Source organism: Frankia sp. BMG5.60, assembly GCF_059428125.1.
The window spans coordinates 5,389,119-5,401,853 of record NZ_CM182091.1; the positions used below are offsets into that span (position 1 = coordinate 5,389,119).

At 73.2% G+C, this 12,735-nt stretch carries 6 protein-coding genes; 4 read left to right on the forward strand and 2 right to left on the reverse strand.

Annotation, left to right across the window (positions count from 1 at the left end; genetic code table 11):
• Positions 1–199: 199 nt before the first annotated feature.
• Positions 200–2,311, reverse strand: coding sequence for a SpoIIE family protein phosphatase (locus AC5R91_RS22095; protein WP_495393233.1), 2,112 nt, complete (start codon positions 2,309–2,311; stop codon positions 200–202).
• A 174-nt stretch (positions 2,312–2,485) separates the two neighbouring features.
• On the opposite strand from AC5R91_RS22095, the gene AC5R91_RS22100 reads away from it, so the two are divergent.
• The 4 genes from AC5R91_RS22100 to AC5R91_RS22115 all read left to right on the forward strand — a co-directional run bounded on the left by AC5R91_RS22100 (position 2,486) and on the right by AC5R91_RS22115 (position 11,855).
• Entirely contained in the window at positions 2,486–3,823 is a 1,338-nt protein-coding gene (locus tag AC5R91_RS22100) for a HAMP domain-containing protein (RefSeq protein WP_495393234.1), read from the forward strand.
• Complete coding sequence (locus tag AC5R91_RS22105) at positions 3,720–6,713, forward strand: ATP-binding protein (RefSeq protein WP_495393235.1); 2,994 nt, start codon at positions 3,720–3,722, stop codon at positions 6,711–6,713. The genes AC5R91_RS22100 and AC5R91_RS22105 overlap by 104 nt, the downstream gene beginning before the upstream one ends.
• Before the next feature lie 136 nt (positions 6,714–6,849).
• Positions 6,850–7,494: a response regulator gene (locus tag AC5R91_RS22110; RefSeq protein ID WP_495393236.1), complete on the forward strand. Its 645-nt coding sequence runs from the start codon at positions 6,850–6,852 to the stop codon at positions 7,492–7,494.
• 572 nt (positions 7,495–8,066) lie between these two features.
• The gene (locus tag AC5R91_RS22115) at positions 8,067–11,855 is read left to right on the forward strand and encodes a protein kinase domain-containing protein (RefSeq protein WP_495393237.1); all 3,789 of its coding nucleotides are present in this window, start codon (positions 8,067–8,069) and stop codon (positions 11,853–11,855) included.
• Between the two features lie 124 nt (positions 11,856–11,979).
• On the opposite strand, the gene AC5R91_RS22120 is transcribed toward AC5R91_RS22115, so the two are convergent.
• On the reverse strand, positions 11,980–12,726 hold the full coding sequence (locus AC5R91_RS22120) for an alpha-ketoglutarate-dependent dioxygenase AlkB (RefSeq protein ID WP_495393238.1): 747 nt from the start codon (positions 12,724–12,726) through the stop codon (positions 11,980–11,982).
• Between the last annotated feature and the right edge of the window lie 9 nt (positions 12,727–12,735).

Genomic DNA, 12,735 nt, shown 5'->3' on the forward strand with positions numbered 1-12,735 from the left:
ACCAAGCCTGAACAACGAGGACATCGCTCATCGTGTACCCGCTCAGGGCGGATTGAAGCCTCGGAATCCGGATCGCACCCCTTGGGGCGATGCCCGCTCGTCATCTGATCTTAGTGCAGTCGGCGGACCTGCGGTTTTGGCTCGCCCGCCGGCCCGGTGCGGATTTGACGTGACGGCCGTCGCCACCGCCCGGGGCCGGTCAGCCGGGTACCCGCGCGACCAGGATCGCGACGTCGTCGCGCAGGTTCCCGCCGGCGAAGCGCTCGGCCGCGGCGAGGACCCGGTCGGCGATGCCCTGCGCCGACAGCCCCGCGCACCCGGCGACCGCCGCCAGCAGCCGCTCCTCGCCGAGCAGGTCACGGCCGTCGCGGGCCTCGATCACCCCGTCGGTGTAGAAGACCAGCGACTCGCCGGCGCCGAGGGTGACGTCGATGGCAGGGAAGGAGACCTCGTCGTCGTCGAGCACGCCGAGCAGGGTGCCGGGCCGGCCGACGAGCGAGGCGTGCCCGTCGGCATGCAGCACCACCGGCTGAGGGTGCCCGGCGAGGAACAGCCGCAGGCGGATGCCGGCGGTCTGCGCGTCCCCGGTCGGTGCCGCGCCGGGCAGGCTCGCGGGGCCCGTGATCGACGCGGCGGCCAGGGTGCAGAACCGGCCCTGACCGTTGGGATTCGAGGAGGCGGCGTCGCGCAGCGTCCGGTTCAGTTCGAGCAGGACCTCGCCGAGGTCGGTGCCGCGCCCGGTGAGCAGCCGCAGGACGGCGCGGGCCACCCCGGTGACCGTCGCGGCCTCGGCGCCCTTGCCGCAGACGTCGCCGATGGCGATCGTCCAGCCAAGCGGGCCCCACAGCAGGTCGAAGAAGTCCCCGCCGACGTCCAGACCGGCCGACTTCGCGGCGCCGTAGGCGGAGCCGAGGTCGAGGCCCTCGATCATCGGCAGGTCCGGCGGGCGCAGCCCGGCCTGCAAGGTGCCGGCGAGCTCCACCTGGCGGCTGTAGAGGCGGGCGTTGTCGATGGCGAACGCGGCCCGGCGGGCGAGGTCGGCGAGCAGGTCGATCTCGTCGGCGGCGAACGCGTTGCCCTCCGGACGCCCGAGGGCGAGCACCCCGAGCACCCGGCGGCGGGCCTTGAGCACCATCACCAGGGCCGGGCCGCCGAACGCGGTCAGCGAGTGCACCCGGTCGCCGCTGGCGGAGCGCACCGCGGCCATCAGTACCCCGCTCGGGTCGGCCGCCGCCGTGCCCAGCGCGCCGGCCATGTTCTCCTCGGCGTGGGCGGCCGACCACAGCGCCGGATCGGCGTTCTCCCGGTGCAGGTAGACCGCGCACCATTGGGCGAGTCGGGGGACCGGCAGCCGGGCCAGCAGGGCCAGCGAATGGCCGAGGTCGAGGCTGCCGGCGAGCAGGTCGGATGCCTCGGCGAGGAACGACAGCATCCCGATCCGGCGCTCCTCGGCGCGGCGCATGTCGCCGCCGCCGAGGGCCAGCGCCATCCACCGGGTCGCCAGCCGGATGCGGTCGACGTCGAGCCCGGCCAGGCCCTCCCCGGGCGCCGGCCACAGCAGCAGCTCGCCGAGGCTCGACTGGGTCGGGTCCAGCGGGAACGCCACCGCCTCGTCGGCCTCGCCGACGACGCCGAGGGTGGCCACGGTCTCGACCCGGCCGCCGTCGCGGCCGGGGCGTCGCACCAGCCCGGCGGTCACGGTCAGGGCGTCGACGAGCTGCGCGAGCAGCTCGTTCACCTCGCCCTCGGCGGTCAGGGCGCGCGCGGTGTCGCGGGCGATGAGCCGCGGCGGGCGCATCTGGGCCGGCACGATCACCGCCTCGTCGTCGGCGGTGGAGTCCTCCCGGGGGACGTCCGCTGAACCGAGCCGGAACCAGACGGTCTTGCCGCCGGGACGGTGCTCGGTGCCCCAGCTCGTCGCGAGCGCGTCGACGAGGGCGAGGCCGCGGCCGTCCTCGCGCAGCCCGTCGATGCCGAAGTCGGCCTCCTCGGGGAACGCCGACGGCGGGCGCGGCACGTCCACCTTCTTCACCCGCGCCATGCCGATGCGCACCGGGTGCCGGTCGGCGACGCCGACGCGAACGCCCTCGCCCTCCTGGCGGACGTCGACGGTGGCCGCGGTGCCCGCGTGCACGACGACGTTGGTCACCAGCTCGGTGACCAGCAGGAGCGCGGAGTCGAGCAGGTCGTCGTCGAGCCGGCCGCGCAGCGTCTCGAGCACGAAGCGCCGCGCGGACCGAGGGGAATCGGGCGTCGGCGGCAGCGTGATGGCCTGAGTCGGCGTCGTCGGACCCCCTCCTACGCCATTCATGTCGCTCAGTCTCTCCTGCGTTGTCCATCGTGAGGCGGATACTGGCGGCTGGTGTCACCTGTCCACCGACGCCCGCCCACGCCGGTGCCCCGAGGAGACCGCCCCTGGCCCGGGCTCCTCCGCCCGGCCCGTCGTCCGAGACGATCGTGCCGACCGAGCTCAGGTAGGAGACCGATGAGTTCCACTGACGACCAGCAGGCCCCGGCTCGCCGTGATCCCGTTGCACCCGGCGGTGACGCTATCGCGACCATCGTCCCTCATGCGACCCGCGACGTGGACGAGACCCGGACATCGCGCACCTCGTCGGATGAGCTGATCGCCGATCTCCTGCACGGTCTGACCAGGTTGTGCGAGGGAGACTTCGCCACCCGCCTGACGGCCCGGGAGGGGTATGCCGGCGACGTGGTGCGCAAGTTCGACGAGCTGGCCGCCATCCAGGAGCGCCACGCCGGCGAGCTGGCCCGGGTCAGCAAGGTGACCCGCCGCGACGGGCGGCTCACCCTGCGCATGGAGGACCAGGGCAGCCCCGGCGACTGGTCGGACATGACCCAGGCGGTGAACTCCCTCATCGACGACCTGGCCCGCCCGACCCACGAGGTCGCGCGCGTGATCGCCGCGGTGGCCGAGGGGGACCTGTCCCAGCACATGGCGCTGGAGATCGCCGGTCAGCCGGTGCGCGGGGAGTTCCTGCGGATCGGCACCACCGTGAACACGATGGTCGACCAGCTCTCGTCGTTCGCCGACGAGGTGACCCGGGTGGCCCGCGAGGTCGGCACCGAGGGCAACCTGGGCGGGCAGGCCAAGGTCAAGGGCGTCTCCGGGGTCTGGCGGGACCTCACCGAGTCGGTGAACTCGATGGCGGGCAACCTGACCAGCCAGGTCCGCAACATCGCCCAGGTAACCACCGCGGTCGCGCAGGGCGACCTCAGCCAGAAGATCACCGTCGACGCCCGCGGTGAGATCCACGAGCTGAAGTCGACCGTGAACACGATGGTCGACCAGCTCTCCGCGTTCGCCGACGAGGTCACCCGGATGGCCAAGGAGGTCGGCACCGAGGGCAAGCTGGGCGGCCAGGCGCAGGTCAAGGGCGTCTCCGGCGTCTGGCGGGACCTCACCGACTCGGTCAACGTCATGGCCGGCAACCTCACCACCCAGGTCCGCAGCATCGCCGAGGTGGCGGCGGCGGTGGCCCGCGGCGACCTGACCCGACAGATCACCGTCGACGCCCGCGGCGAGGTCGCGGGCCTCGCCCACACCCTGAACACGATGGTCGACCAGCTTTCGTCGTTCGCCGACGAGGTGACCCGCGTCGCCTGGGAGGTCGGCACCGAGGGCAACGCTGGGCGGGCAGGCGCACGTCCGGGGGGTCTCGGGGGTGTGGCGGGACCTGACCGAGTCGGTGAACTCGATGGCGGGCAACCTGACCAGCCAGGTCCGCAACATCGCCCTGGTCGCCACCGCGGTCGCGCGCGGCGACCTGTCCCAGAAGATCACCGTCGCCGCCCAGGGTGAGATCCTGGAGCTCAAGGACACCCTGAACACGATGGTCGACCAGTTGTCCTCGTTCGCCGACGAGGTCACCCGCGTGGCCCGCGAGGTCGGCACCGAGGGCGCGCTGGGCGGGCAGGCGCACGTCCGGGGGGTCTCGGGGGTGTGGCGGGACCTGACCGAGTCGGTGAACTCGATGGCGGGCAACCTGACCAGCCAGGTCCGCAACATCGCCCTGGTCACCACGGCGGTGGCCCGCGGGGACCTGTCGCAGAAGATCACCGTCACCGCGCAGGGCGAGATCGCCGAGCTCAAGGACACCGTCAACACGATGGTCGACCAGCTCTCCTCGTTCGCCGCGGAGATCACCCGGGTGGGCCGGGAGGTCGGCGTCGAGGGCAAGCTCGGCGGCCAGGCCACCGTCGCCGGCGTGGCCGGGACCTGGAAGGACCTCACCGACAACGTCAACCAGCTCGCCTCCACGCTGACCATCCAGCTCCGCGCGATCGGCGACGTGTCCACCGCCGTCACCCGCGGCGACCTGACCAGGTCCATCTCGGTGGAGGCCGAGGGCGAGGTGGCCGAGCTCAAGGACAACATCAACCAGATGATCGCCCGGCTGCGGGAGACCACCGAGCTCAACGCGCAGCAGGACTGGCTGAAGTCAAACCTGGCCCGCATCGGCAGCAAGATGCAGGGCCAGCGTGACCTCTACGCGGTCTGTCAGATGATCATTAGCGAGATGACCCCGGCGGTCAACGCCCAGCAGGGCACCGTCTACCTGCTCGACTTCATCGAGGGCGACAAGCTGCGCTACGTCGCCGGCTACGGCTCGGTGCCCCGGCGCCGCTCGGACGGCACGTTCCTGTTCGGCGAGGGCCTGATCGGCCAGGCGGCGCTGGAGCGCAACCGGATCCGGGTCGAGCACGTGCCCGCCGGCTACCTCAACATCCGCAGCGGGCTGGGTGAGGCGCCGCCGTGCGACCTCGTCGTCGTCCCGGTCGTCTTCGAGAACCAGGTGCTCGGCGTCATCGAGCTGGCCTCGTTCACGCCGTTCTCCGAGCTGCACCTGACTCTGGTCGACCAGCTCGTCGACACCATCGGCGTCGTCCTCAACACGATCATGGCGAATGCGCGGACGGAGGAGCTGCTCGCCCAGTCCCAGCGGCTCACCCAGGAGCTGCGGTCGCAGTCGGTCGAGCTGCAGCGCACCAACAACGAACTGGAGGAGAAGGCGGCGCTGCTGGAGGACAAGAACCATGAGATCGAGCTGGCCCGCATCGGCCTCGAGGAGAAGGCCGAGCAGCTCGCGCTGTCCTCGCAGTACAAGACGGAGTTCCTGGCGAACATGAGCCACGAGCTGCGCACGCCGCTGAACAGCCTGCTCATCCTCGCCAAGCTGCTCGCCGACAACCCCGACCGCAACCTGTCCCGCAAGCAGATCGACTTCGCCGAGACGATCCACTCCGCCGGCTCCGAACTGCTCGGCCTCATCAACGACATCCTCGACCTGTCGAAGGTCGAGGCCGGCAAGATGGACGTCGACGCCGCCAACGTGAGCACCGCGGCCCTGTGCGACGCCGTCGCCGGGGTCTTCGGCCCCGTCGCGGACGAGAAGGGGCTGGCGTTCGAGGTCAACCTCGCCGCCGACGTGCCGGCCGAGTTCGTCACCGACGAGCAGCGCCTGCAGCAGGTGCTCAAGAACCTGCTGTCCAACTCGGTGAAGTTCACCGACAGCGGCACCGTCCGCCTCGACGTCACCCTCGCCCGCCCCGACCTGCCGCACCTGGCATCGCACCTGCGCTCGGCCGGCACGGTGCTGTCCTTCGCGGTCAGCGACACCGGCATCGGCATCGCCGCCGACAAGCTACGCATGATCTTCGAGGCGTTCCAGCAGGCCGACGGCACCACGTCGCGCCGCTACGGCGGCACCGGGCTCGGCCTGTCCATCAGCAAGGAGATCGCCCGCCTGCTCGGCGGCTCGATCGCGGTGTCCAGCGCGGTCGGCCACGGCAGTACCTTCACCCTCTACCTGCCAGCGGCCCCGCTCGCGCAGATGCCGGCCTTCGGGGTCACGCCTGGGGAGCCCGACGACGTCCTGATGATCGTCGGTGCGGCGGACGGTGGCTGGAGCCAGAACGAGTCGACGAGGGCGGCCCTGGCCCCGGCCGGCTCCCCGGCCGCGCAGGGCTGGCGCAACGGGGTCGCCGACCGGGTCGGCGGAGTCGCCGGCCAGCGCGGCGGCGCACCCATGCCGGTGCCCACCGCCGTCGGCGGATCCGGCCCGGGCTCGGGCGCTGCCAACGGCTCCGGCGCGGCGAGCGTCACCGGCGGGTCGGGCGGGTCAGGCGGGTCAGGCGGGGCGAGTGGGGCCGCGGCTCCTGCCGGTCCGGTCGAGAACCGGGTCTCGCCACCGGCCGCGACCGCTTACACCACGGACTGGCGGCCGGGCGATACCGCGGTGGGCACTCCGTTCCTGACGGAGCCGGCCGACACCGGCACCCGGCTGCCCTCGGGGGACATCGATGACTCCGACCCGCTGGTCGGCACGACGGTCCTGGTCGTGGACGACGACGTGCGCAACGTGTTCGCGCTCACAAGCGCCCTGGAGATGTACGGAATGCGGGTCCTCTACGCCGACAACGGCCACGATGCGATCCGCACCCTCCAGCAGGACACCGCGCCGGTGCACCTCGTGCTGATGGACGTCATGCTCCCCGGCATGGACGGCAACGAAACGACCTCGATGATCCGGGACATGCCCGCCTTCGCCGACCTGCCGATACTGGTACTGACCGCGAAGGCCATGCCCGGGGACCGGGAGAAGAGCATCACCGCCGGCGCCACGGACTACATCACCAAGCCGGTGGATCTCGACCACCTCCTCGGGGTGATGCGGTCGCATCTGTATTGATCAGATCGCGTATGGTGCGCATTCGGGTGTCTATCGGTGGGGCGGTGAGATGCCGTCGGGAGCGATCAGCGATGGTGGTGGGGTGGCGACACCCACCATGGACCGGCAAGGCGATCGCGAAGGAGGAGGCGGGCGGGTGACCGAGCGGAGCGGCGGTTCCGTCGACGGCGAAGGCGGGCCGGCCGCGGAACGACCCCGCAGCAAGATCCTCCTGGTTGACGATCGGGCCGACAATCTCATGGCGCTGGAGGCGATTCTCGCCTCGCTGGATCAGGATCTTGTCACGGCGTCGTCGGGTGAGGAGGCGCTCAAACGCCTTCTCGTCGACGACTTCGCGGTGATCCTTCTGGACGTGCAGATGCCTGGGATGGACGGATTCGAGACGGCGCATCGGATCAAGCAGCGCGGACGCACCCGGGACACCCCGATCATCTTTCTCACGGCGATCGATCGGGAGCCGCACCATGCGTTCCGTGGTTACGCTGTCGGTGCGGTCGACTACATTGCGAAGCCATTCGACCCGTGGTTGCTGCGGGCCAAGGTCAGCGTGTTCGTGGAGCTGTTCGAGAAGAACGAGCGGCTGTCCGAGCTGGTTCATCAGCGGGTCCGGGACTTCGACCTCATGACGGAGGTCGCCGAGCGGCTCATCGCGCTCGACGTCCTGCTGGAAGGCGGGGGCGGGGGCGGGAGCTCCGCCGAGGAGACGATCGCCGCGGCCGGCGCCGAGGTGCGCGGTCTGGTCGCCCGGCTGCAGCCCTTCGCCCGCTCGAACAACACCTGACCGCCCATCCGCCCGCGCCACCGTCCGCCCGGCTCGCCGCGATGGCGGGCGAGCGGGGCGGGACGCCGGGTCGCGTCGCGGGGTGGGGTGACCCGAGGCGTCGGTCGGAGGGCGGTGCCGGTCGCCTGGCGGTGCCGGTCGTCTGGCAGTGCCGGTCGGTCGGAGTGGCGGTCGGTCGGAGTGGCCGTCGGTCGGAGTGGCGGTCGGGGTGGGTGCTCGGGGGGTAGCGCGGGTGCCCGCCCGGGGGACCACCGGCGCGTGGCGGTCCGTTGTGTCGGTCACATCACACCGTCGCTGCGGGCGGGCGACGGACACGGTCGGGGGCTTCCGTCCGTTTCCGGTACCTCACGCTTCGTCGTGATGGCAACGCCGACCAGCGCCAGATCGGCCGCCCAGCCGCACCGGACCGTCCGGTCCGGACCCCTCATTCCCCTGTGTCCCGGCTGACGCCGCGCCGCGACCGAATGGATGTTGTCCCCGCCCTCGCTCCGCGCCGATAGCATGCTTTTGTCGACCAGATCCGCCGGCGTGCCCGCCCAGCCGGTTTGTGCAGCCGTAGGAGGTTTCGTCGTATGGCGATTGCCCGGCGCACTCCCCAGGCTCTTGCCGGGCTCGATCCCCGGACTATCGGTCCGTACACGGTTGAACGGAAGCTGGTCGATGCCGGGACCGGGCCGGTGTTTCTTGCCCGTAACAATCTCGCGCGTCCCGTCCTCATCAAGCTGATCACGGCGCCGTTCGCGCGGGACACGGAGTTCCGCCGCCGGCTGCGCATCGATCTTGATCATCTGCGGCGGCTGGCCCCGTTCTGCCTCGCCGCGATCCTGGACCTGGATACGCTGGCCCGGAACCCCTACGTGGTCGTCGAGTACATCGACGCGCCGACTCTCGCCGCCAGCGTCGAGGACGACGGCCCGTTGCACTCGGCCGACACCGCCCGGCTCGCCGTGGGGCTTGCCGCGGCTCTGTCCGCGCTCCATGGCGAGGGAATTGTCTTCGGTGATTTGAAGCCGACAAATGTGGTGCTTTCTGGGCAAGGGCTGAGGTTGGTCGACTTCGGTCTCGCCCGAGTGCTGAACGCGGTCTCCGCCGACAATTCGGGCACTTCCTCGTCCGGCGTCGGGACGCTCGCGTTCATCAGTCCGGAACAGGCTCTGGGTCAGGCGGTGACCGCCGCGTCCGACATCTTCACCTGGGGTGGGGTACTGCTGTTCGCCGCGACCGGCCGACCGCCGTTCGGCGCCGGCACGCCGCGTGCCCTGCTCCAGCGTGCCGTCTACGCCGAGCCCGATCTGTCGATGCTCGATCCCGACCTGCGCGACCTGGTCTCTGCCGCGATGCGCAAGGACCCCAAGCGCCGGCCCCGCGCCGTCGACCTGCTCGAGCACCTCATGGTGGGTGCTCCCGAGGACGACCCACGGCCTGTCCCCGAACACGGCCTGATGGGACTCCCCGAAGACGCCGCCGACGCCGTCGCGGCGACAGCCCAGGAGACGACGGTGACCTCCGGTCCGCTGCCCTGCGCCGCGCCGGTGGCCGACGGTCACCGGCGGCCGCCGGCAGCGTCCGAGGCGGAGCCGGACCCGGGGGTCGAGCTCGCCGCGGAGTCGGACTCGCAGGTCGCGCTCGGGGCAGAGCCGGACCCGGGGGTCGAGCTCGGGGAGGAGTCGGACTCGCAGGTCGCGCTCGGGGCGGAGTCGGACCCGCGGGTCGAGCCCGAGGCGGAATCGGGCCCTGAGCCGAAGCCCGAGTCCGTGCCCGGTGCGGAGTCGGAGGCGGAGCCCGAACCTGCCCCGGAGTCGGAGCTTGAGCCGGAGGCCGATCCTGCGGGGGAGGCGCATCCTGCGAGCGCGGCGGACGCCGGGGCTGACGACGCGCCCGCGCCCAGGGCCGAACTCGGACGCGACGTCGACATCGAGCCCCCGGGTGGGAGCCGGCCCGGAGGCGAGGGCGCACAGGAGACGGTGGCCAGGCCCGCCGGCAGCGGGATCTCGCCTGGTGCGACGGCCTCGCGGGAGGGGACGTCGTCGCACCCCGCGAACGCGTCGCTCATCGCGGCGACATCTCCGCTGGCCGCGACCGTGGCCGGCCCGACCTCCTTATCCCCACCGGTCGGGTCCGGGCAGCCGTCCGGGGACGGGACGGTCCTGCTGCCCGGTGCCTCGCCGCCCCGGCGCGTGGGCGGCGACGACCCGCCCGACGAGGACCGGACCGCGCTGCTCCCGGTCGTGCCGGCGCCCGGCCCGAACACCCCCACGACGGCCCCGCGTCAGCGGACGAGCACGTCTGACCGCGGACGAGTGCCAGGGGAGAGGCCATCCCCGGGCGGCCGCGATGCTCCGGGCGGTGCGGCTGTTCCGGGTGCCGGCGCGGTCCTCGGCGAGCGGGTCGGGGCGCGGGTCACGCCGGCCGACGCGACCGCGGTGCTGGCGGCGACCGCCCTGATACCCCAGCAGGCCCTGCCCGCGTCGTCCCCGTCCGCCCGGCAGCCGGCGGACGCCTGCCCGGCCGGGGCGGACGGATCGCCCCGGGAGGGCGACGCCGCCGTCACAGATGCCACCCGGAGCGGCGATTCCGTAGCGGCCACCGGGAGCGACGAGACCGTAGCGGCCACCGGGAGCGGCGAGACCGCGGCGGCCACCGAACGCCGCGAGACCGCGGCGGCCGCCGAATGCCGCGAGAGCGGCGAGGCCGGCGGCACCATCGAGAGCGGCGAGACCGCCGGGACCGCCGGGACCGCCGGGACCGGCGGAGACCGGGAGGAGCCGGCGGTCGCGGCGCCGCACCAGGTTCGACCGGACCGCGGGTGGCTGCGGCGCGCGCTGTCGCTCGGTGCGGCGACGTCGCTACTGGTCATCCCGGCGTTCGCGATCCTGGGCACCGTGCGCGACCGCGGCGGCGCGGCGACGTCCCGCGGTGCCGCCGGGGCCGCGATCCGCCTGCTCGACCGAGAGCCGAACCTCGCCGGGCAGCTTGCCGTCGCCGCGTACCGGGTCGAGCCGACCGCGCTGGCCGCCCAGGCACTGGTCGAGGCGAGCGTCCGGCAGATCGTCGCGTCGACCGGAGCCATCCGTGGCCTGCGGGTTACCTCGGACGGCCGGTACCTGATCGCGGTCGGTGATGCCGGCGGGTCCGTCTGGGACATCGCCGATCCCGCTCGGATACGCCGGGTCGGCGACCTGACCGCGGACACCGCGGCGACCGCCGCCGGCCGCGCACAGCCCGCCACCAGCTCCGGTAGCCGTTCCGCCGACGGCACCCGGCGCGGTTTCAGCGCCGCGGAGCTCACCCCGGACGGCGCGACCGCCGGCGGCCGCGCCGGGACGGCCGACGCACCACGCGTGACCGAGGCCGCCGACAGTGCCCCGCGGTCGGCCGGGTCGGCGCTGCGTGCCGTCACGATCGTGCCGCACCCGTCCGCGTCCGCCACCGCCCCGGTGCCGCAGACCGTGGTGACGGCCGGTGTGGACGGCGTGATCCGGTTGTGGCAGCTCATTCCGCCGCGGCTTGTGGACGACGGCGCGCTGGATCAGGTGCGTACCGCCGCGGCCGAGGTCGCGCCGCTGGCGGACCTGCGCGGTCACGCCGGCGCCGGGACGGCCGTCGCGGTCAGCGCGGACGGCCGGATGCTCGCCTCGGCGGGGGCGGATCGGACGGTCCGGCTGTGGGACGTCAGCCGCCCCCGTTCGCCGCGGGCCCTCGCTGTGCTGACCCGACCGTCGGCGGTCACCGGCGTGGCCTTCACCCCGGACGGGCGTTCGCTCGTGCTCGGCGGCCCGGGTCGCCTCGCCGTGTGGGACGTCACCGATCCGCGGAACCCGCGAAGCCGCGCGGAGCGCACCGCCGCGGCCGACGTCCGGGCGATCGTCGTCAGCCCGGGTGGTCGCTGGTTCGCGGCGACCACCACGACCTCCCGTGGCACCCAGACGGAGATATTCGGGCTTGGCGATCCGCGGGGTCTGCGTCGGCTGGCGTCCATCGCTCCCGGGCCGGCTCCCGCCGTCGGACCAGCTCCGGGCGCCGCGGCGGACCCGCCCGGAACCCTCGCGCTGTCCACGGACGGCCGGGTGCTCGCCGTCGGCGGCGCGGCCGGCCAGATCACGCTGTGGGACATGTCCTCGCCGTCCCAGCCGGTGCACCGGGGCACCCTGCCGGTCGGCGTCACCACCGGCGTGACCGCCCTCGGCCTCGCCGGGCCCGCCGGCACCCTGGCGGCCGCGGTCGGGGACGGCGTCCGGCTCTGGCAGCTCGATCTGCTCGCGGCCCAGGACGAGGTGTGCGCCCGGGTCGGCGACCGCATCAGCCGCGAACAGTGGCGCAGCCAGCTCGGTCACCGTCGCTACGACCCGCCCTGCGACTAACCCGCCCTGTGACTGGCCGGCCCTGTGACTGGCCGGCCCTGTGACTGGCCGGCCCTGTGACTGGCCGGCCCTGTGACTGACTCCGCCGGGCGACTGACTGCGCGGGGCGGTGGCGTGGTCGCGGCTAACGGTCGAAGCGGCGGGCCGCGCCGTAGCCGGGCCCCTGCTCGGGCCGGCCCGCCCTGGAGGTCCAGCGCCACTGCACGGAGATGCGGGCGCCGACGTGCCGGTGCACCCGCGGAACCGCATGCAGCCAGTCGGTCTGGGCGCGCCCGCCCAGCACGATCAGATCCCCGCCGGCGGGGGACAGGTCGCGTCCGCCGGGCGCCTGCGGGTCGTTGAGCAGCCGCCGGCCCGGCGGCAGGTGGCGCGACTTCACCAGGAACGGCCGCTGCGCGCCGAGGGTGAGGATCGCGATGATCGTGTCGTCCAGCCAGCGCATCTCGCGGTCGCGGTGGAAGCCGACGCCGTCGGAGCCGTCCCGGTACAGGGACATGCCGAACCCGTCGAACTCCACTCCGTAGGTGCGCCGCAGCGCCCGGTAGGCGTCCACCAGGGCGGGGAAGGGCACCGGCGCGCCGCGGGGGACCCACGCGGTCAACCGCGGCTCGGTGACCTGGCGCTCGTAGCGCCACATGGCACCCTGCCGCCAGGGCAGGCCCGAGCGCATCGCCTCGTACAGCTCGTCCGCGCCGCGCAGCCAACCGCGGGTGACGTCGACCCAGGACCGCTCGTCCAGCCAGAGCCGATCCGAGCGTGCCGCCGGATCCACCACGCCGACGCCCGGCGACAGGTACGCCCCCGCGCCCGGCGGCGCGGCGGGCCTGCCCGCGCGGCCGACACCCGTGCCCGGTGGGACGGCGTCCGTCACCTTGTCGAC